Origin of the sequence: Pseudomonas baetica, from assembly GCF_051216495.1 — a bacterium.
GTDB classification, from domain to species: Bacteria; Pseudomonadota; Gammaproteobacteria; order Pseudomonadales; family Pseudomonadaceae; genus Aquipseudomonas; species Aquipseudomonas baetica_B.
In genome coordinates this window covers 1-20,847 of record NZ_JBPKAM010000052.1, presented here as the reverse complement: position 1 = coordinate 20,847, position 20,847 = coordinate 1, and the positions used below count along the sequence as shown (strand labels likewise).

Below are 20,847 nucleotides of genomic sequence, written 5' to 3'. Positions count from 1 at the left end.
GCCTGATCCTGCCTGCGCTCTGATGAAGGTGTCCGGTGAAGAAAATCGCAGTGTTCGCCGATGTCCAGAACCTCTATTACACCGTGCGTCAGGCTTACGGGTGTCACTTCAACTATGCCGCGCTGTGGGCTGAAATCAGCAAACAGGGGCAGATTGTCGAAGCCTACGCCTACGCCATCGATCGCGGCGACAGCAAGCAGCAGCAGTTCCAGCAGATCCTGCGCAACCTCGGTTTCACCGTGAAGCTCAAGCCCTACATCCAGCGCAGCGACGGCTCGGCCAAAGGCGACTGGGACGTGGGCATTACCCTCGACGTCATGGACGCGGCGGACCATGTCGACGAAGTGGTGCTGGCTTCCGGCGACGGTGATTTCGACATGCTGTTGGAGCGCATCATCAGCAAGCACGGCGTGCAAGCGGTGGCTTATGGCGTACCGGGCCTGACCGCCAACTCGCTGATCCGCGCCGCCAGCCGCTACGTGCCGATCGAAGGCGCCTTGCTGCTCAAGAATTGATCATTACGGAGTTGAAACAGGTTTGGAACGCATCGCAGTCATCGACTTTGAAACCACCGGGATCTCCCCGAGCAGCAGCTGCCGGGCCACGGAAATTGCCGTGGTGATCCTTGAACAGGGGCGCATCGTCGAGCGTTACCAGAGCCTGATGAACGCCGGCGTGCGCATCCCGGCCTTCATCGAACAACTCACCGGCATCAGCAACGCCATGTTGCGTACTGCGCCCTCGGCCGAACAGGTGATGAACGAGGTCAACGAATTCGTCGGCACCACGCCACTGCTGGCGCACAACGCCGCGTTCGACCAGAAGTTCTGGGATTTCGAACTGGGGCGGATCAAACGCACCCGCCTGCAGAACTTTGCCTGCTCGCTGCTGCTGGCCCGGCGCCTGATGCCGGCGGCACCGAACCACAAGCTCGGCACCCTCACCACGTTCGCCAACCTTCCCCATACCGGCAAGGCTCACCGGGCCATGGCCGATGCGGAAATGGCGGCCAACCTGACGGCGCATCTGGCTGAAGAGTTGCGCCAGAAGCATGGACTGCGCGAGTTGTCCCATGATCTGCTGTGCAAATTGCAGAAGGTGCCGGCGGCGAAGGTGGGCGAGCATCTCAAGCGTTACCGCGGGTTCTGACAACGACACAATTCCCTTGTGGGGGGGGGGGGGGGGGGGGGGGGGGGGGGGGGGGGGGGGGGGGGGGGGGGGGGGGGGGGGGGGGGGGGGGGGGGGGGGGGGGTGGGGGGGGGGTGGGTGGGTCTCCCCTCCCTCCCCCCCCCCCCCCCCCCCCCCCCCCCCCCCCCCCCCCCACAGGGTACCCTCTCAAAAAATTAAATCGCCTTACCATTCCCTTCCAGCTGCCCCAACGGCACGCGCTTTTCGATGGCGCTGGACAACACGATCGACGTCTTGCTGAACCCGAACTGGGCGACGCGATTGATCAGCTCTTCCAGTTCCGGCATCGAGCCCACCGCTGCTTGCATGATCACGCACGGATCCCCTGTCACCCGATGGCATTCGGTCAGTTGCGGGATCTGGATCAGCTCGTCGTAGGCTTTCTGGTTGCCGTGCTGGTTCAGGCGCAGTTCGATCACGCACTGGATCGGTAGCCCGACCTTGGACATGTCGACTTTGGCCTGGTAGCCGGTGATCACGCCGCTGGTTTCGAGCTTGGCCACGCGCTCGGCCACGGCCGGGGCGGACAGATTGACCTTGCGCGCCAGGTCGGCGTAGGACGCGCGGCCGTTTTCCAGCAGGGCGCTGAGCAGCATGCGGTCGTACTTATCCATCGGGGTGACTCCTGAAAAATGGCCGACTTTCGAAAACACGGTTTATAGCCATCAACTCCGTGTTTTGAAAAGTGTACGGGCGCTTTAAACAGGTTTTGTAACTTATTTTCCCGCGCCAGCCTTTCTAGAATAGCCGTTCATCTGTTCTGCCTGCGAGCTGCCCATCATGTCCAGCCTACGTCGCTTTCCCTTACCGTTGATCGCTGCCTTTTTCGCCTTGTACGTGATTTGGGGCTCGACCTATCTGGTGATCCGCATCGGCGTGGAGTACTGGCCGCCCTTGCTGCTCGCAGGTATCCGTTTCGTGATCGCCGGCACTTTGATGTACGCCTTCCTGCGCTGGCGCGGGGCGCCGGCACCGACCTGGGCACAATGGAAGGCTGCTGGGATTATCGGTGTGTTGCTGCTGGCGTGCGGCAACGGGGCGGTCAGCGTGGCCGAACACACGGGCGTGGCTTCCGGGGTGGCGGCCCTGGCGGTGGCGACGGTGCCGCTGTTCACCTTGCTCTGTGGCTACTTCTGGGGCGCGCGCAATACCCGTCTGGAATGGGCGGGTGTCGTGCTCGGAATGATCGGCATAGTGATGCTCAACCTCGGCTCCAACCTGCAATCGAGCCCCTTGGGCGCTGCCCTGCTGATTTTTGCCGCAGCCACTTGGGCGTTCGGTTCGGTGTGGAGCAAACACCTGCCGTTGCCGCAAGGGGCCATGGCCAGCGCTGTGGAAATGCTGGTGGGCGGCGTGGTGTTGCTGATCGGCAGCGCGGTCAGCGGTGAACACCTGGAAAAAATGCCACCGATCGAAGGCTGGGCCGCGCTGGCATACCTGACCGTGTTCGGTTCGATCATCGCCTTCAATGCCTACATGTACCTGTTGAAACACGTGCGTCCGGCGGCGGCCACCAGCTATGCCTACGTCAACCCGGCGGTGGCGGTGTTGCTGGGGATCGTGTTTGTCGGCGAGACCATCGGTATCGAGGAAGCGCTGGCGATGCTGGTGATCATCAGCGCCGTGGTGTTGATTGGCCTGCCGCAGTGGCGTCGTGCACCGGAAAAGCCAGTAGCGAAGGTCGTGCCGCCCGTGGTGTCGGCGGAATCCCGTGTGAATTAGGGTAAACTGCGCGCCATTGCACTCTTGTTTTGCGCAATCGCGCTGAATTTTCCTACGGTACTCCCATGACTTTCGCCACCCTTGGCCTGATCGATCCCTTGCTGCGCTCCCTCGAGAAGCTCGGCTACCAGACGCCGACGCCGGTTCAGGCGCAAGCCATTCCGGCGGTGTTGGCCGGTCGCGACCTGATGGCCGCCGCCCAGACCGGCACCGGCAAGACCGCCGGCTTCGCCTTGCCGCTCCTGCAACTGCTGGCGATGGAAGGGCCGAAAGTCGCCGCCAACTCGGTGCGCGCACTGATTCTGGTGCCGACCCGGGAATTGGCCGAGCAGGTTCACGAAGCCGTGCGCCAGTACGCCGAGAACCTGCCGCTGCGCACCTATGCGGTATACGGCGGCGTCAGCATCAACCCGCAAATGATGAAGCTGCGTGGCGGCGTGGACCTGTTGGTCGCGACCCCGGGCCGTTTGCTCGACCTGTTCCGTCAGAACGCGTTGAAGTTCAACCAGTTGCAAACCCTGGTACTGGACGAAGCCGACCGCATGCTCGACCTGGGTTTTTCCGAAGAGCTGGCGAACATTTACCGCGCGTTGCCGAAGAAACGTCAGACGCTGCTGTTCTCCGCGACCTTCTCCGATGACATCCGCCTGCTGGCCGGGCAAATGCTCAACGATCCGCTGAGCATCGAAGTCAGCCCGCGCAACGTGGCGGCCAACACCGTCAAGCAATGGATCGTGACGGTCGACAAGAAGCGCAAGCCGGAACTGTTCGTGCACTTGATGCGCAAGGGCAAGTGGAAGCAGGTGCTGGTGTTCGCCAAGACCCGTAACGGCGTGGATGCGCTGGTGGAAAAACTCCAGGGCCTGGGCGTCAATGCCGATGGCATCCACGGCGACAAACCCCAAGCGACGCGCCAGCGCGCACTGGACCGCTTCAAGGCCAGCGAAATACAGATCCTGGTGGCCACCGACGTTGCCGCCCGAGGCCTGGACATCGAAGACTTGCCGCTGGTGGTCAATTTCGACTTGCCGATCGTGGCCGAGGACTACATCCACCGGATCGGTCGCACTGGCCGTGCGGGTTCGACGGGTGAAGCCATTTCGCTGGTATGTGCGGATGAAGTGAATCTTCTGTCAGCCATCGAGATGTTGACCCGTCAGACGTTGAAGCGGCAGAACGAACCCGAGTTCGAACCCGAGCACCGCGTGCCGGAAACCGATGCCAGCGGGCAGGTGATCAAGAAGCCGAAAAAACCGAAGAAACCGAAAACTTCCGGTGGTGGCGGCAAGCGCAACCTTGGCAAGTGGGTGGACAGCGGGGAGGTTTCTGCGCCGGAACCTGCGGTCAAGCCGGTGCGCAAGGTGCCGGTGTTCAACACCGGGCCGCGTAAGCGCAAGCCTTGAATATTAGCGGGGGCTGTTAAGCCGCCTTGGGGGGGGGGGGGGGGGGGGGGGGGGTGGAGGGGGGGTGGGGGGGGGGGGGGGAGGGGGGGGGAAGGGGGGAGGGGGGGGTGGGGGCGTGGTGGGGGGGGGTTGTGAGTCCTTTTTCTGGGGCGGTTTCGCTCCAGCGTTGGAAGGATGTTCTGGTGGGGGAGAGGTCTTTCTCGCGAACGGCGCGCCTCGGTCTTCAACCCGTGCGCTGCAACCACTCCACCATCCCCAACCCCGCCGCACGCCCACTGGCGAAACAGGCGGTCAGTAGATAGCCACCCGTCGGCGCTTCCCAATCGAGCATTTCCCCTGCGCAGAACACGCCTGGCAATTGCTTGAGCATCAATCGCTCATCCATCGATTCGAACAGCACACCGCCAGCACTGCTGATGGCTTCGTCCAGAGGCCGGGTTTTAACCAGCGTCAAAGGCAGGGCCTTGATCGCCTGGGCCAGCAGCGCCATGTCGGCAAAGGTTTCGGCAGTGGTCAGCTCCCGTAACAGAGCGGCCTTTACACCGTCGATTCCAAGTTGACTGTGCAGATGCTTGCTCATCGAGCGTGAGCCACGGGGTTTGCTCAGCGCCGCCTGGACTTTATCCACAGGTCGGCCCGGCAACAGATCGAGATTGATCGTCGCTGAGCCGTGCAGGTTGATGGCCTCGCGGATCGGTGCCGACAAGGCGTAAATCAGGCTGCCTTCGATGCCTGTCGCGGTGATCACGCATTCGCCCAGCCGTGGAATGTCATCGTTCAACCCGATGGCGATGTTTTTCAGCGGGGCACCGGCGAATTTGCTGACCATCAATTCGCTCCAGGCCTGCACCTCGAAGCCACAATTGCTGGGTTGTAGCGGTGCCAGTCCTACACCGTGTTGTTCCAAGGGCAACATCCAGGCGCCGTCCGACCCCAGGCGTGCCCAGCTGCCGCCGCCGAGGGCGAGCAGGGTGGCGTCGGCCCGGACGGTTTTTTCGCTTTCGGGGCTGTGGATAAGCAAGTGGCCGTGTTCATCCCAGCCGAGCCAGCGATGACGGGTGTGGATAACCACACCGCTGTCACGCAGGCGCTTGAGCCAGGCACGCAACAATGGCGCGGCTTTCATGTCGGTCGGGAAGACCCGGCCGGAACTGCCCACAAAGGTTTCAATCCCCAGGTCATGAATCCATTGGCACAACGCGTCGGCACCGAAGCCGCGGAGCAACGGCGCAATCTGCGGTGCCCGCTCGGCGTAGCGCGAGAGGAAGGCCGGGTAGGCTTCAGAGTGGGTGATGTTCATGCCGCCAACGCCGGCCAGGAGGAATTTTCTTCCCACTGAGGGCATGGCGTCGTACAGGTCGACCTTGATCCCGGCCTGGCTCAGCACTTCGGCCGCCATCAATCCGGCGGGGCCGCCGCCGATGATGGCGACGCTGGGAGGGGAGGAGGTCGACGGTTGAGTCATGATGAGAGCTGCGGTGTGGCTGAATAGCCGCGCATTCTAGCAGTACGCGATCCCTGTGGGAGCTGGCTTGCCAGCGATAGCAAGCGGTCTGGCGACAAAGATGTTGAGTGTGCCGACGTCATCGCGGGCAAGCCCGCTCCCACAGGGATCGATGATGAATTCAATATCTGGTTAAAAAACAACCACCGCTCTGTAGCTCAAGGTCAGTAAGGGCTGTAGTCCCTTTCGCTCAGGTTATCCACAGGCGGTTCCACAGGCATTGTGGGTAAAGCATCCACAACTCAGTGACAACCTGATGACTGCCACACCCGTTGCGCGCTGTGGTGGAGAATGCCGTGACGGCGAGCCAGGGCCTTGCGGTCCTTGCTGTAACCACCGCCGATCACCCCGACCACCGGGATATCCCGGCCCAGGCAATGGCGCATGACGCTTTCATCGCGGGCAGCAACGCCTTGGTCTGTCAGTTTCAGATAGCCCAACGCGTCATCTTTGTGCACATCGACACCCGCGTCATACAGCACCAGATCCGGCTGGTAGAGCGGCAGCAAGTAGTTGAGCGCGTCGTCCACCACATTGAGGTACTCGGCATCGCCCATGCCATTGGGCAGTGGAATGTCCCAGTCACTTTCGGCCTTGCGTGCGGGAAAATTCTTTTCGCAATGCAGGGAAACGGTAATCGCCTCCGGGGTGTTGTGCAGGATGCGGGCAGTACCGTCACCCTGATGCACATCGCAGTCGAAGATCAACACCCGGTTGACCCGGCCGCTTTCCAGCAGGAAATGGCTGATCACCGCCAGGTCATTGAAAATGCAGAACCCGGCGGGGTAATCATAATGTGCATGGTGGGTGCCGCCTGCCAGGTGACAGGCCAGACCATGTTCCAGTGCCTGTTCGGCTGCAAGCAGGGAGCCGCCGACCGCCCGAACCGTGCGCCGGGCCAGGGCTTCGCTCCAGGGCAGTCCGAGGCGTCGCTGATCTTCCCGGGACAATTCGCCCCCCATGTAGCGCTCGATATACGAAGGGTCATGGGCGAGGGCGAGAATCTCCGGCGGGCAGAGTTCCGGGCGCAACAGATCGGCGTCGCGGGCCAGGCCACTGTCCACCAGGTGATCGCGCAGCAGGCGAAACTTGTCCATCGGGAAACGGTGATCCGCCGGGAACTCAGGACTGTAGTCTTCGTGATAAATCAGCGGCAGGGGCATGACTGCATTGTCTATAAAAGGCGTACAGGAGTGAGAGACGAATCCTACCAGCGTTGTAGACTGGCGACATCCTGACTGAGGGGGCGGGGGACGATGGAACCGATATTGGAGCTCGAGAGTGCGCGGTTGTTGTTGCGCCAGTGGCGCGACGAGGATTTGCCGGACTTTGCGGCAATGTGTGCCGACCCGCAGGTCATGCGCTATTTTCCGGCGCCTCTGAGCCGGCTGGAAAGCGCGTCATTGATCGGGCGAATCAGAGGTCATTTTGCCGAGCACGGGTTTGGCCTGTGGGCACTGGAGCGCAAGGACACCCGGCAGTTCATCGGTTTTACCGGCCTTGGCGTGGTCGGATTCGAGGCGCCGTTCACCCCGGCCACGGAAATCGGTTGGCGCCTGGCTCGGGAGCACTGGGGGCTCGGCTACGCCAGTGAAGCGGCGTGGACCGCTCTGCGTTGCGGCTTTGACCGGCTGCCGTTGAACGAAATCGTCTCGTTCACCGCAGCTAACAACCTGCCTTCGCAAAAGGTCATGCAGGCCATCGGCATGCACCATGACGCCTTTGATGACTTCGAGCATCCGAAGCTCGCCATCGATCATCCCCTGCGTCATCACGTGCTCTATCGCATTAGCCGTGAACAATGGCTGCAAACGTTGCATGGATAACCTGACACGGACGTTTACAATGGCCCCATGTTGGCAGTGGCCAGAATCTGAATCGACCGACGCAGCCAGGACTGCGCGGCATTGCGTTGTGTTAGGAGAGTCTGAATGAGCCAAGTGTTGGAAGATCTGGTGGACTTGCTGACCCTGGAGCCCATTGAAGAAAACCTGTTCCGTGGCCGCAGCCAGGACCTGGGATTTCGTCAGTTGTTCGGCGGTCAGGTGCTCGGCCAGTCGCTGTCGGCGGCCAGTCAGACCGTAGAGCAAACACGTCACGTGCATTCGATGCACGGTTACTTCCTGCGCCCGGGCGATGCCGGGTTGCCGGTGGTGTATCAGGTTGACCGCGTTCGCGATGGCGGCAGTTTCAGCACGCGCCGGGTGACGGCGATCCAGAAGGGGCAGCCGATTTTCACCGGCAGCGCCTCGTTCCAGTACGACGAAGTGGGATTTGAGCACCAGTCCGAGATGCCGCAGGTGGTCGGCCCGGAAAACCTGCCTTCGGAACTGGAGCTCACCCAGCAGAGAGCGCACCTGATTCCGGAAAAAATGCGCGAAAAGCTGTTGTGCCCGAAGCCGATCGAGTTTCGCCCGGTCACCGAGAAAGACCCCTACAATCCACTCCCTTCGGATCCGATCAAGTACGCCTGGTTTCGCGCCGACGGTGCGCTGGCTGACACACCGGCATTGCACAAATACCTGCTGGCCTATGCCTCGGATTTCGGCTTGCTGACCACCTCGATGCAGCCCCATGGCAAATCGGTCTGGCACAAGGACATGCAGGTCGCCAGCCTCGACCACGCCCTGTGGTTTCACCAGGATCTGCGCGCAGACGACTGGTTGCTCTATGCGATGGACAGTCCCTGGGCCGGCAACTCCCGTGGATTCTCCCGTGGCAGCGTGTTCAACCGCGCCGGGCAACTGGTGGCGTCCGTCACTCAGGAAGGCCTGATTCGCCACCGCAAGGATTGGGCATGAGCCTGGCCGATGTGCGTCATTGGGTGTTCGACATGGACGGCACCCTGACGGTGGCTGTGCATGACTTCGCCGCGATTCGCGTGGCGCTGGCGATCCCGGCCGATCACGACATCCTGACTCACCTCGCCGCGCTGCCCGCCGATGAAGCAGCGGCCAAACACGCGTGGCTGCTGGAGCACGAACGGGACCTGGCGTTGGGGTCGAAGCCGGCACCGGGCGCTGTGGAGCTGGTACGCGAGCTGGCCGGACGCGGGTACCGACTGGGCATTCTCACGCGCAATGCCCGTGAGCTGGCGCACGTTACCCTGGAAGCCATCGGCCTGGCCGACTGCTTCGCCGTGGAGGATGTACTCGGTCGCGACGAAGCGCCACCAAAACCGCATCCCGGTGGTTTGCTGAAATTGGCCGAAGCCTGGAACGTGCCGGCGAGCGAGATGGTCATGGTCGGCGATTATCGCTTTGATCTTGATTGCGGGCGAGCGGCGGGGGCGCGGACGGTGTTGGTGAACTTGCCGGATAATCCGTGGCCGGAATTGACCGATTGGCATGCACAGGATTGCGTCGCGCTCAGGCAGATGCTGTTGGCTTGAGGGCCTCTTCGCGAGCAGGCTCGCTCCCACAGTTGATCGCATTCCTCTGTGGGAGCGAGCCCGCTCGCGAAGGCATTAGATCAAGCACCGCAAAACTCACTGTCCAAACAATGCCTTTTGCCCCTCAGGCGAGGTAAACATCCCATCCCCGTTATGCCCCACCCCGGGCACTTCGATCAGTTGCTGTTCCAACCCCTGCGGTTGCAGTCGCTTCAGATAATCGAAGTAAAACCGCCCACGGGCCAATCGATTCGGTCCTTGAGCCTTGGCTTCGCAGCTTTTATCCAATGCCGGATGATTCGGGTCGATGTCCTGCTGCCCTAACAGGTAAACGATGTCGCGATTGAGGTATTTTTCCTGCAGTTGCGCGGCGGTTTGTCCTTCGGCATAGGCCGGTAGATCCGCCAGCCCGTACTTCCAGCGATTGAAGTCCGGGCAGCCGGCGTGGCTGAAGGCGACTGGCCGGCGTTCGTCGAAATAGGCATAGGAGGAGGGGTTGGCGATCACGTAGCGCACCTTCACGCCAGCGGCTTGCAGTGCAGGTTGATCGTGACCCAGCAGAGCGTAGCGCTGAACCACCTGAGCGCCGCCGGAATGCCCGGCGATGACGATTTGTTTCACGTCCGGAAACTGCTGGCGATCACCCAGTCGGGCGATGATCTCGTCCAGTGCTTCGTAGGAACTCAGGCGAAACGGTGCGGTGGAATCGCCGCCGGCCATCCATTCATTGCCTTGCCAGCGCAACACGGTGTCGGCTACCGGCTGTAGCGCGACGTCGGTTTCATTGAGGAATTGCGGGGCGATCACCAGGGTCGTTGCGCTTTGCCCGGCCAGTTCGGCCGTGTGCTCGCCGCTCTGCAGATAGGTTTGTGCATTGCGCAAGCGACCGTGGACGATGATCAATACGCGCTCGATTTTTGTCGGGGCGGGGCTGATACCCACCGCGATCTCGCCTGATTTCAACAACAGACGTCCTGGACTGATCTCCTTGACCCCCTGCTCGGCGGCCCAAGTATTTGTGAAAGGAATCGCGCAAGTGAACAGCCACATCAACAACCGTTTATTCATTTACAAATTTTTCGTCGAGAAGGTATCGCACTGGCCGACCTGGCCCTGGGCGAATCCGGTTTTGAACCAGCGCACCCGTTGCGCTGACGTACCATGGGTAAACGAGTCCGGGACCACGCGGCCCTGACCCTGTTGTTGCAAGCGATCGTCACCAATGGCGTTGGCGGCGTTCAGTGCTTCTTCGATGTCGCCCGGCTCCAACCAGTTCAGGCGTTGCTGCGCATGGTTGGCCCAGACCCCGGCCAGGCAGTCAGCTTGCAGTTCCTGACGGACCAGCAGGCCGCCGTCGCCTTCCATTTGCCGGCCCTGTTGACGCGCGGCCTGGATCTTCGCCGAGACGCCGAGCAAGGTCTGCACGTGGTGGCCGACTTCATGGGCGATCACGTAGGCCTGGGCGAAGTCACCCGCGGCCGCGAAGCGTTGTGACATCTCCTGGAAGAACGACATGTCCAGGTAAACCTTCTGATCCGCCGGGCAGTAGAACGGACCGGTTGCCGAGGTCGCCAAGCCGCAGGCCGAGTTGACGCGGTTGCTGAACAGCACCAGGGTCGGGTCCTTGTATTGCCGGCCGGCTTGTTGGAACACCTGACGCCAGGTGTCTTCGGTATCGCCGAGGATCGAGCGCACGAATTCGGCGCCTTCATCGTTGGCCGGTGGTGTCTTGCGGGTCTGGTTGGTGGCCGGTGCCGATTGCTCGCCCATCTGGCCAGCCAGCTGTCCGAGGATCTGCATCGGGTCCTGGCCGGTGATCCAGCCGATCCCGACAATCAGCAGGATCGCCGTCAGGCTCAGGCCCTTGCCGCCACCGAAACGCATGCCGCCACCGCCACCGCCAACATCATCGCCACGGGCATCGACCACGTTGTCGCTGCGTCGGCCTTTTTTCCATAGCATGTGGGAATCCTCTTGTGTTCCGGGTAAAGAACCGTGCGATGAGTGTTGCTGCTGAGTGGAAGCGGCGCCAGTCCGGTCGTCTGACCGCCTTGTGTGGCGCCGGTTCTATGCTGGGGGTGATATCAGTGATTGGGTTGACAGGCGGGTGTTACAAATCCACTGCGGTGAAGGTGTCGCATGCGTCCGTTTGGCCTGTGTCAAAACCGGTTTTGAACCAGCTAACGCGCTGCTCGGAGGTCCCATGGCTGAACGTCTCTGACCGAACGGGGGCGTTCTGGGCGCGCTGCAGGTTGTCGTCGCCGAAGGTCGCAGCGGCATGTAACGCGGCTTCCATGTCGCCGGGCTCAAGCCACGCGAGGCGTTGCTGCGCATGGTGCGCCCAGACGCCGGCGAGGCAGTCGGCCTGCAATTCGCCGCGTACTTCCAGGCCTCCGTCGCCGGTGACGGGTTTCTGGTCCAGCAAGGCTTCTTCAAGGGGGGCGGACATTCCCAGTATCAGTTGCACGTGATGCCCGATTTCGTGAGCGATGATGTAGGCACGCGCAAATTCTGCGACCACTGAAAATTGCTGCTCCAGCTTCGCGAAAAATGCCAGGTCGAGATACAGCTGTTGATTGCCCGGACAGTAGAAGGGACCGATAGCGGAACTGGCATATCCACAGGCCGAGCTCACGCCATTGTCGAACAGCGTTAACGAAGGCGGGGGGTAGTTCCGCCCTGCTTGCACAAAGATTTGCTTCCAGGTGTCTTCGGTTTCACCCAGCACTGACTGGATAAACATCAGTTGCAGATCCTGCTCGAGCTTGGCTTCGAAGGAAGCGACGGGTGGGCCCGATATGTCCGAAGGGGCGGGCGGAACGTCACTCAGCAACGAGTAAAGTCCAGCGCTGGCCAGCGCGACAGAGGCCAGTCCGGCGCCCAGGGTTTTCCCTGTGTAGGTACGGGCATCCTTGCCCTTGCGCGTGTCATTCACGTTGTCGCTGCGTCTTGCCTTGTTCCATAGCATGTTGACGGTCTCTCATGGATTGATGGGGCGGGTATCACCGGCTCCATGAATAACCGCACTGGCAAAACGCTGTGGGAGAAATGTGTAAGGGTTGGTTAATCGTCGAACGCATCCCACACCGGCGCGAAGTCCGGGCTGACCTGACGTTCACGCTTGGACAGGCCGGCGATCAAGCGGCGATCCTCGTCATCGAGTTGTATGTCGAGCGCGGCGAGATTGGCCCGTTGATTGGCCTCACTGCTGGCCTTGGGAATCGCGGCCACGCTCGGTTGATCCAGCAGCCACTTGAGCGCGACCTGGGTTGGCAACACGCCATGCTTGGCGGCGATCTGTTGAATGGCCGGGAGCTCCGACACCTTGTTGCGTGCCAACGGCGTGTAGGCTGTCAGTGCTATGTCGTGTTGACGGGCGTAATTCAGCAAGGCGTTTTGTCCGAGCAGCACGTGGTATTCGAGCTGAATCGCTGCCAGTGGCGTGCCCAGCTCCTCGACGACTTTGCGCAGCAACGGCAGCGGAAAATTCGCCACACCGATGCTGCGCGCCAGGCCTTGCTCCTTGAACGACACCAGGGTTTCGAGGGTACGCGGCAAATCCCAATCGGGGTTGGGCCAATGGATCATGAACAGGTCGACGTAATCGCTGTGCAGGGCCTTGAGGCTGCGGTCCATGGAATGGCGCATGGCATCGGGTTGCAGCTGATCCCACCAAACCTTGGTGGTGATGTGGATCTGATCACGGGGTGTCGGACTGTTCAGCAGCGCCTGACCGACTGCGTCCTCGTTGTTGTAGGCCGCCGCCGTGTCGATATGCCGATAGCCCAAGGCCAGCGCTTGTTCCACGGCACGGGTGCATTCTTCGCCCAGCATCGGCCAGGTACCGAGGCCGAGTTTGGGCATGTTCAATCCTTGAGCATTAACGATGTGCTGCATGGTCGATCTCCTGTTCGTAAGCGGTGATTCCTGCGATGTGGCGTGCTGCGATGTAGCCGAATGTCAGTGCCGGACCGATGTTGATGCCGCCGGCGGGGTAGTGGCCGCCCATGATGCTGGCCATGTCGCCACCCGCTGCGTACAGCCCGGCGATGGCTTGTCCCGAGTTGTCGAGGACCTGGGCGTGCTCATTGACCTTGAGCCCGGCGAAGGTGCCGAAGCAGCCGGGCTGGACCTTCACGGCGTAGAACGGGCCGTGTTCGATGGGGGCGACGCACGGGTTGGGTTGTTGCGATGCATCACCCTGTTTGCGGTTGTAGGGCGTCGAGCCACGGCCGAATTGCGGGTCTTCACCATGGCGTGCGTGGCGGTTGTATTCCGTTACGGTGGTGCGCAATCCCATCGGATTGATGCCGCAAGCCTGCGCCAATTCCTCAAGGGTGTTGCCGGTTTTCAGATAGCCACTGCGGATGAAGGGTGACAGCGGCACGGGAAATGGCCGAGAGATGCCCAGGCCATAACGTCGCTGAAAACCGTGGCTGCAAATCAGCCACGAGGCGACTTCTTCATCGGGCGGGGCGGCGGCGACCATGGCCGTGACGTAGTCGTAATAGCCGTTGGCTTCATTGACGAAGCGCTGGCCGTTGCTCAGCACGCCAATGATGCCCGGTTTGCCACGTTCGATGATGTGCGGGAAGTGACCGGTGCTGCCGTCGCTGTGCGGCACCCGAGACACCGGTGCCCAGGCGACCGGCGACTGCATGTCGGTGTCCAACTTGGCACCTACGCTTTCACCCAATCGCAGGCCGTCGCCGGACACACCCCATGGCGGCAGGGCCAAGTGCTCCTGACCTGTGGGTGTGCGCGGGAACAGGGCCTTGCGACGTTCGATGTCATTGGCGAAGCCACCGGCTGCGAGTACCACGGCTTTGTGTGCGGTGATGCGCACCGAACCTTTGGAGGTCCTGACCACGGCGCCGCGTACCTGATCGTTTTCACGCAGCAATTCAGTGACCGGTGCCGACTCCCAAAGCAACACGCCAAGGTCTTCGGCGGACTTTGCCAGGCGCGCCACCAGCGCCACGCCGTTGACCAGTTGCATCGCCCGACCATGGACGGCGAGATCGAACAGGTGGCGGGTAAAGCGCCGGGTGACATGCCAGGCCGCGGACACCGAACGGGTCAGGTTGAGAAACGCGGAGAGGTCGGCGCCTGCCATGATCGGCATGCCCATGAAGGACGTTTCGCGCATGGTTTTGCGCAGACGCTTGAGCAGCTTGCCGACTTTTCTGGCGTCGTACGGGGCCGCGATCACAGAGCGCCCCCCGGTGCCGGCGCCCGGCGTATCGCCATGAATGTCGGCAATTGCGTTGCCGTCGGCGAATTGCAACGAGGTGTACTGTTCGAAGAAGGCGACCATTTGCGGGCCAGCCTCAAGGAATGCATCGATCATCGCTGGCTGGTAGCGCTCGCCCAATTCGTGTTTCAGGTAGGTGCGCGGTTGTTCCACGTCTTCGACGATGCCGCCGCGCCTGGCCAGCGGGTTGCACGGCACCCACGCCCAACCGCCCGACCAGGCCGTGGCACCGCCGAACACCGGGTCCTTTTCGACCACGATGACTTTCAGCCCATGCCACGCTGCCGTCACCGCCGCTGACAGCCCGGCCGCGCCGGAGCCAACAACCAGCACATCGCAGTCAATGTCGGGAAGAAAGTGCGGTTCGGCAGGCATTGTTCGGGCTCCGGCGTTTTATTATTTTGGAATTTAATTCCAGAAAATATAAGAATCGGTTGAGAGCAAGGCAAGGACGCAGCGCGTAAAACGGGCGGTTATCGGACAGTCAGTTCCAGATTTTGGATTCCGACCGTTGTCTTCTAGAATCGAGCAAATTTTGCGTGGAAACCCCCATGGCCGGCAGTCAGATCGAACGTGTTTTCAGTGTGCTTGAGAGCCTCACCAGCGACCCGCGCGGGCTGCCGATGCAGACCCTGGCGGAGCAACTGGACATCCCTAAAAGCGCCACCCACCGGCTACTCGCCGAACTGATCCGCCTGGGTTACGTGCGACAGAATCCGGAGAACCTGCGCTACCACTTGTCGACCAAACTGGTGGCGATGGGGTTCCGTTATCTGTCGAGCAGTGGCGCCGATATCGTGCAGCCGGTGCTCGACCGGTTGGCGCAGGAAACCGGCGAACTGGTGCGCCTGGGCGTGATTGAAAGTGACCGGCAGACCTGGATCGCCAAGTCCCAGGGCGCCCGATCCGGGCTGCGTTACGACCCGGACATGGGTCGTGATGCGCCGCTGTTCTATACCGCGTCGGGCCATGCCTGGCTGGCGACCATGAGTGATGCCGAAGCCCTGTCGCTGGTGGAACGCCAGGCATCGGATCGGCCGCTGGAGTTGGGACCGAATGCGCCGCGTTCCAACATCGAACTGTTGGAGCGCTTGCGCCTGGCGCGGGAGCAGGGCTACGCCTGTGTCGAGGAAAGTTCGGCCGTGGGCACCTCGGCGATAGCCGCGGTGGTGCGTCATCCGGGGGATGGACGGGTGATCGGCGTGCTCAGCATCGCCGGGCCGAGTGCGCGAATGCCGGGGGCGCGGCTGCATGAGTTGGCGCCGTTGCTGCTGGCGTTTACCGAGGAGCTGTCGGCGGCGAGTGTGGCGTCGGAGTTGTTTAGCTGATTCAACCAACACAAAAAAACTGTGGGAGCGGGCTTGCCCGCGATGAGGGACTCACATCCGACATTTATGTCGGCTGACAATCCGCTATCGCGGGCAAGCCCGCTCCCACAGGATTCTTGGTTGTCCTGAAAATGTGCGCTGTTCGAACACTTTCTATCCATGTCTATGTGAGAAATTGGAACTCGGTTCTAAATTGTTGGAATTCCCCCTTCCAACAATAACCACAAGAGGACCGCAGCATGAGTTCGCCCCTTCGCATCGCCTTGATCGGTGCCGGCAACATGGGTCAGCAGCATTACCGGCATCTGAAATCCCTGACGGAAGCCACCTTGTGTGCCGTGGCCGATCCCGGGCCGCAAGCGGCCAGTCTCGCAGCCGAATGGGGTGTGGCGTATTTCGCTGACCACTGTCAGATGTTGGAGCAGGCAAGGCCGGACGCTGTCATCGTCGCCAATCCGAATAATCTGCACGTCAGCACCGCGCTCGATTGCCTGGCCGCCGGTGTGCCGGTGTTGCTGGAAAAACCGGTGGGCGTGCACATGGATGAAGTCCGCGAATTGGTGGCCGCAACGAAAGCCACGGGTGTTCCGGTGCTGGTCGGTCATCATCGCCGTCACAATCCGCTGATCGTCCGGGCCCATGAGCTGGTCCATAGCGGCGCCCTGGGTCGGTTGACCACGGTCACGGCGCTCTGGCAGTTGCGCAAACCCGACAGCTATTTCGAGACAGCGTGGCGTCGCGAGGCCGGGGCGGGGATGCTGTTGACCAACCTGATCCACGATCTCGATCTGCTGCGGCATCTGTGCGGTGAAGTGCGTCAGGTGCAGGCCATCACCAGCAATGCGATCCGCGGATTTGCCAACGAAGATTGCGCGGCGGTGCTGCTACAGTTCGACAACGGAGCGTTGGGCAGCCTGACCGGGTCCGATGCGGTGGCGGCGCCCTGGAGTTGGGAGCTGGATGCGGGGGAGAACCCGGTGTATCCCCGTCAGGCCGATCAGCCGTGTTACTTGCTGGCCGGGACCGGTGGCGCGTTGAGCATCCCGCAACTCAAACGCTGGCACTACGCCGAGGCCGATGGCGGCTGGCACGAACAATTGCAGGCGACTCAAGAACGCTTCAGTGCCGATCAGGCCCTGCGCTTGCAGTTGCGGCACTTCGTGCGCGTTGCGCGCCGGGAAGTCGAACCGCTGGTAAGCGCCGCCGACGCGGCACGCACGCTGGCGCTGATCGAAGCCATTCGCGTAGCCGCCGACACCGGTCGCGCTTGCGCGCCATCCTTGATCGAGGGTTGACCATGAGCGAACGGATCTTTTCCCTGGCCGCCCTGACGGTGCTGGAGTTGTCGCCACCGGACATGGTCGAGGTGGCTGCGCGTGCGGGCTACAGCCACGTCGGCTTGCGTCTGGTGCCGGCGACGCCGGAGGAACATCACTTTGCGCTGGTGGCTGATGCTGATTTACGGCGCCGGACCCTGATGCGTCTGCGTGACACCGGCATTGGTGTACTGGACGTCGAAATCCTTCGGCTTAAACCAGACACCGTCGTCGCCGATTTCGAGAACATTCTGGCGGTCGGTGCTGAATTCGGTGCCAGTGAATTACTGGTGGCCGGTAACGATTCTGACGAGCAGCGCATGACGGAAAATTTTGCCGAACTTTGTGATCTGGCGGCGTCTTATGGGTTGCATCCACACCTGGAGTTCATGCCCTGGACCGACGCGCGCAATCTTGAACAAGCTGTGCGCATCGTCGAGGCTGCCGGGCGCGAAAACGGTGCGGTACTGGTGGACGCGTTTCACTTCGACCGATCGGGTTCGCGGCTGGAAGAACTGGCCAGGGTTGCGCCTTCACGGTTACGGTATGCGCAGTTGTGTGATGTGGCCGGACCGCGACCGGCCGACATGGCCGAGATCTTGCGTCAGGCGCGCAACGAACGACGTTTTCCCGGCGACGGCGATTGTGATTTGCCGGGGTTGTTGCGTTGTTTGCCGGCTAACATTCCCTTGAGCCTGGAGATTCCCACGGTGCAGCTTCTGGAGCAGGGTGTGAGCGGGTTGGAGCGGGCGCAGATGGCGTTAGATAAAACCCGGGATTTGTTGGCGCGGCTGTAATCGGTGCTGCGCATTGTTCACCTGTAGGAGCGAGCCTGCTCGCGATGGACCACAGATCGCCGCGGGGTATCAGGTACCCCGCGTTATCGTTTTCGACCATCGCGAGCAGGCTCACTCCTACAGATTAAAGATGTGAAAAAGGAAACCCAATGACCGTCAGCACCCCGCTTTCCGGCGTCAATCAGCCCTTCAAAGGGATCCTGCTGATCGTTGTCGCCACCTTCCTGTTTTCCAGTCATGACGCGATATCGAAATACCTCTCCGGGTTTTATCCGATCGTCATGGTGGTGTGGGCCCGATACGTGGTTCATACCCTATTGATGGCGGGGATTTTTCTGCCGCAATCCGGGTTGCGGGTGCTGCGCACGAAGCGACCATTGCTGCAGGTGATCCGGGCATTGTGCTTGCTGGGCACCAGCCTGTTTTTCACCACCGGCCTGATGTACATCCCATTGGCCGAAGCCACATCGGTTAACTTCCTGGCACCGGTGCTGGTCACCGCGTTATCGGTGCCGCTGCTGAAAGAGCGGGTGACGCGGGGGCAATGGCTGGCGGTGATTTGCGGCTTTGTCGGGGTGCTGATCGTCGTCCATCCCGGCGGCGATTTGTTCACCCCGGCGGTGCTGCTGCCGTTCTGCTCGGCGTTGTTTTTCTGCTTCTACCAATTGCTGACGCGCAAGCTCAGCGAGATCGACAGCCCGACCACCAGTAACTTCTTCGCCGGGCTGTGCAACACCCTGGTGATGAGCGCGCTGGTGCCGTTCTTCTGGCAAATGCCAAACCTGATCCATGGCGCGATGATGCTGGCGCTGGGGGCCTGCGGGATGACCGCACACTTGTTCCTGACCCAGGCCTTCCGTCTTGCGGCTCCGGCACTGCTGGCGCCGTTCAGTTACTGCCAGATCGTTTTTGCCGGCCTGCTGGGTTGGCTGGTGTTCTCCCACACGCCGAGCCTGACCACCGTGATCGGCATCGCCGTGATCTGCTGCAGTGGGCTGGCGGCGGCGTGGCAGCAAAGTCGCCGCTGAGCGCAAGCCTGATTAGCCACAAATCGCGGGCAAAAAAAAGCGCAGGCCCGATCAAGGGCCCGCGCCGAGGGAACATCATTCTTCTACTTTCGGAATCTTGCGCGGTGCCATGAAGTACATCCAGGTCAGCGCGATGAAGTACATCGCCGGAATCAGGGTGAACAGCACGGTGTAGTTGTTGTTGGTGACGGTCAGGATGTGGCCGACCAACTGGGTCATGAACATCCCGCCAATCGCGGCACACATGCCCCCGAAGCCGAACACCGTACTCATCATGTGCTTGGGCGTGTAGTCCATCACCAGGCTCCAGATGTTCGCGGTCCAGGCCTGGTGCGCGCCGATGGCCAGGGAAATCGCGGCGACCGCGACCCACAGGTTACTGGAACCGGCCGCCACGATCACACCGATGATGCAGCAGGCGAACAGGAACATGGACATCAGTCGCGCCTTGATCGGATTGACCCCACGGCCGATCAGGAACGAAGACAGGATCCCCCCGCCGACACTGCCGAAGTCGGCGGTGAGGTAAATGATGATCAGCGGAATGCCCATCTGGGTCACGTTGATGCCCAGGTTGTATTGCTGGTTGAGGAACGGTGGCAGCCAGTACAGGTAGAACCAGAACACCGGCGCTGTCATCGAATAGGCCAGGGCAAAGGCCCAGGTGCCACGCATGCGCAGGATTTTCGAGAAGGGTACGCGGGCTTGTTCCGGCTCGACTTCGTTCTGGATGTAGTCCAGTTCCGACTGTTTGACGCTTGGGTGATCTTCCGGGTTGAAATACTTCAGGCCCCAGAACAACAGCCAGATACCGCCCAGTGCCGACATGCAAATGAAGGCCGCTTGCCAGCCCCAGGCGTGCAGGATCAGTGGCAGCAACATCGGCGTGAACATCGCACCGACGTTGGTCCCGGCGTTGAAAATGCCGGTGGCCACGGCGCGCTCACCGGCCGGGAACCACAGGCGCGTGGTCTTCACGCAGGCCGGGTAGTTGGCGGCTTCGGTCAGGCCGAGGATGAAGCGGCAGACCATGAAACCCGCCGCCGAAGTGGCCAGGCCATGGGCGCCGGTTGCCAGGCTCCAGAGCAGCACGGCGCAGAAGAACACACGCTTGACGCCGACCCGGTCGATCAGGCGACCTTGCAGTACGAAGCCGATGGCATAGCCAACCTGGAACCAGAAGTTGATGTTGGCGTAGTCCATCGCCGTCCAGCTCATTTCCTTGGCGAGGATGGGCTGCATGACACCGAGGGCGGCGCGGTCTATGTAGTTCAGGGTGGTGGCGAAGAACACCAGCGCCAGCATGCCCCAACGGGTTTTGCCGACGGCCATGGCGCCGCGGATTTTGTCGCCGATGCCGCCAGTGGCGACACTCATGGCCGGAGCCATGCGAGAGCTTTGAGTAGGATTCATCTGTGCCATCCGTTCAATGACTGACAAGCGAGGCTCGTCGGGACTTCAAGGGCGCGTGATCAATCGATGGCGACGGGCGCGAAAGGACTGATCGGCTGTTTTCGTCGGCTGACGGGTTATTCAGCGAGCGGCACGGGGATGCCGGCGGTGCGCAAGGTTCGGATGGACGCCAGGCAAGGCGTAATGATGGTGGTTCGAGCGAGCAGGGCGTTGAATGAGCGCATGAGCGTATACCCGTTTTTTGAAATTTTTATGTGGTGTTCTGGGTCTGGTTACCTGAGACCGGCGGTTTGAAACCGGCCTCAATGTGGTGTTGATGTTGCGCAGTGAACAAAAAATCGTCAATTCGCCAAGGGTCATTTTGTTCGATAATCGAACACAAAACTAACCGGGTAGTACACTTTAAATTGCTGTGTTGGATCGCGCAGCCAATAATTCACCTCAAGACAAACGCGATCCCTGTAGGAGCCGGGTTGGGGGGGGGGGGGGGGGGGGGGGGGGGG

At 61.4% G+C, this 20,847-nt stretch carries 20 protein-coding genes; 11 read left to right on the top strand and 9 right to left on the bottom strand.

Annotated features, from left to right (window positions below):
* Positions 1-35 precede the first annotated feature (35 nt).
* Complete coding sequence (locus ACSFE6_RS18665) at positions 36-515, top strand: NYN domain-containing protein (RefSeq protein WP_110965011.1); 480 nt, start codon at positions 36-38, stop codon at positions 513-515.
* A gap of 22 nt (positions 516-537) precedes the next feature.
* Positions 538-1,149 (top strand): 3'-5' exonuclease, encoded by a 612-nt coding sequence (locus ACSFE6_RS18660; RefSeq protein WP_175387864.1) that lies wholly within the window; start codon positions 538-540, stop codon positions 1,147-1,149.
* Between the two features lie 194 nt (positions 1,150-1,343).
* Here ACSFE6_RS18660 and ACSFE6_RS18655 read toward each other — a convergent pair whose 3' ends face one another.
* Positions 1,344-1,802: an Lrp/AsnC family transcriptional regulator gene (locus ACSFE6_RS18655; RefSeq protein ID WP_435429008.1), complete on the bottom strand. Its 459-nt coding sequence runs from the start codon at positions 1,800-1,802 to the stop codon at positions 1,344-1,346.
* Between the two features lie 166 nt (positions 1,803-1,968).
* Between ACSFE6_RS18655 and yedA the strand changes: the two genes are divergently transcribed.
* The gene (gene yedA, locus ACSFE6_RS18650; RefSeq protein WP_435429007.1) at positions 1,969-2,910 is read left to right on the top strand and encodes a drug/metabolite exporter YedA; all 942 of its coding nucleotides are present in this window, start codon (positions 1,969-1,971) and stop codon (positions 2,908-2,910) included.
* A 65-nt stretch (positions 2,911-2,975) separates the two neighbouring features.
* Complete coding sequence (locus tag ACSFE6_RS18645) at positions 2,976-4,313, top strand: DEAD/DEAH box helicase (RefSeq protein WP_435429006.1); 1,338 nt, start codon at positions 2,976-2,978, stop codon at positions 4,311-4,313.
* A gap of 223 nt (positions 4,314-4,536) precedes the next feature.
* On the opposite strand, the gene ACSFE6_RS18640 is transcribed toward ACSFE6_RS18645, so the two are convergent.
* Positions 4,537-5,778, bottom strand: a complete 1,242-nt coding sequence (locus ACSFE6_RS18640) for a TIGR03862 family flavoprotein (protein WP_435429005.1) — start codon at positions 5,776-5,778, stop codon at positions 4,537-4,539.
* A 281-nt stretch (positions 5,779-6,059) separates the two neighbouring features.
* A complete protein-coding gene (locus tag ACSFE6_RS18635) occupies positions 6,060-6,980 on the bottom strand; it encodes a histone deacetylase family protein (protein WP_435429004.1) in 921 nt (306 codons plus the stop codon).
* Positions 6,981-7,073: 93 nt separating this feature from the next.
* Here ACSFE6_RS18635 and ACSFE6_RS18630 point away from each other — a divergent pair, with 93 nt between their 5' ends.
* From ACSFE6_RS18630 to ACSFE6_RS18620, 3 genes are all read left to right on the top strand, one after another.
* Complete coding sequence (locus ACSFE6_RS18630; protein WP_435429003.1) at positions 7,074-7,643, top strand: GNAT family N-acetyltransferase; 570 nt, start codon at positions 7,074-7,076, stop codon at positions 7,641-7,643.
* 105 nt (positions 7,644-7,748) lie between these two features.
* On the top strand, positions 7,749-8,618 hold the full coding sequence (gene tesB / locus ACSFE6_RS18625; RefSeq protein WP_435429002.1) for an acyl-CoA thioesterase II: 870 nt from the start codon (positions 7,749-7,751) through the stop codon (positions 8,616-8,618).
* On the top strand, positions 8,615-9,208 hold the full coding sequence (locus ACSFE6_RS18620) for an HAD family hydrolase (protein WP_435429001.1): 594 nt from the start codon (positions 8,615-8,617) through the stop codon (positions 9,206-9,208). Before tesB ends, ACSFE6_RS18620 begins: the two co-directional genes overlap by 4 nt.
* 96 nt (positions 9,209-9,304) lie before the next feature.
* Here the strand turns inward: ACSFE6_RS18620 and ACSFE6_RS18615 are convergent, their stop codons facing one another.
* From ACSFE6_RS18615 to ACSFE6_RS18595, 5 genes are all read right to left on the bottom strand, one after another.
* Positions 9,305-10,276 carry an alpha/beta fold hydrolase gene (locus ACSFE6_RS18615; protein ID WP_435429000.1) on the bottom strand — a complete coding sequence of 324 codons (972 nt, stop codon included), beginning with the start codon at positions 10,274-10,276 and terminating at the stop codon, positions 9,305-9,307.
* Positions 10,277-11,170 carry a KPN_02809 family neutral zinc metallopeptidase gene (ypfJ, locus tag ACSFE6_RS18610; protein ID WP_435428999.1) on the bottom strand — a complete coding sequence of 298 codons (894 nt, stop codon included), beginning with the start codon at positions 11,168-11,170 and terminating at the stop codon, positions 10,277-10,279. It lies immediately after the preceding gene.
* Positions 11,171-11,318: 148 nt separating this feature from the next.
* A complete protein-coding gene (gene ypfJ / locus ACSFE6_RS18605; protein WP_435428998.1) occupies positions 11,319-12,176 on the bottom strand; it encodes a KPN_02809 family neutral zinc metallopeptidase in 858 nt (285 codons plus the stop codon).
* Positions 12,177-12,271: 95 nt separating this feature from the next.
* Positions 12,272-13,105 (bottom strand): aldo/keto reductase, encoded by an 834-nt coding sequence (locus tag ACSFE6_RS18600; protein WP_435428997.1) that lies wholly within the window; start codon positions 13,103-13,105, stop codon positions 12,272-12,274.
* The gene (locus ACSFE6_RS18595) at positions 13,089-14,837 is read right to left on the bottom strand and encodes an FAD-dependent oxidoreductase (protein ID WP_435428996.1); all 1,749 of its coding nucleotides are present in this window, start codon (positions 14,835-14,837) and stop codon (positions 13,089-13,091) included. The genes ACSFE6_RS18600 and ACSFE6_RS18595 overlap by 17 nt, the downstream gene beginning before the upstream one ends.
* Before the next feature lie 176 nt (positions 14,838-15,013).
* Here ACSFE6_RS18595 and ACSFE6_RS18590 point away from each other — a divergent pair, with 176 nt between their 5' ends.
* The 4 genes from ACSFE6_RS18590 to ACSFE6_RS18575 all read left to right on the top strand — a co-directional run bounded on the left by ACSFE6_RS18590 (position 15,014) and on the right by ACSFE6_RS18575 (position 18,931).
* Entirely contained in the window at positions 15,014-15,790 is a 777-nt protein-coding gene (locus ACSFE6_RS18590; protein WP_435428995.1) for an IclR family transcriptional regulator, read from the top strand.
* A 239-nt stretch (positions 15,791-16,029) separates the two neighbouring features.
* A complete protein-coding gene (locus ACSFE6_RS18585; protein ID WP_435428994.1) occupies positions 16,030-17,085 on the top strand; it encodes a Gfo/Idh/MocA family protein in 1,056 nt (351 codons plus the stop codon).
* Positions 17,086-17,087: 2 nt separating this feature from the next.
* The gene (locus tag ACSFE6_RS18580; protein ID WP_435428993.1) at positions 17,088-17,903 is read left to right on the top strand and encodes a sugar phosphate isomerase/epimerase family protein; all 816 of its coding nucleotides are present in this window, start codon (positions 17,088-17,090) and stop codon (positions 17,901-17,903) included.
* Between the two features lie 149 nt (positions 17,904-18,052).
* Positions 18,053-18,931, top strand: a complete 879-nt coding sequence (locus ACSFE6_RS18575) for a DMT family transporter (RefSeq protein ID WP_435428992.1) — start codon at positions 18,053-18,055, stop codon at positions 18,929-18,931.
* 75 nt (positions 18,932-19,006) lie between these two features.
* Here ACSFE6_RS18575 and ACSFE6_RS18570 read toward each other — a convergent pair whose 3' ends face one another.
* The gene (locus tag ACSFE6_RS18570; RefSeq protein WP_435428991.1) at positions 19,007-20,344 is read right to left on the bottom strand and encodes an MFS transporter; all 1,338 of its coding nucleotides are present in this window, start codon (positions 20,342-20,344) and stop codon (positions 19,007-19,009) included.
* Positions 20,345-20,847: the final 503 nt, after the last annotated feature.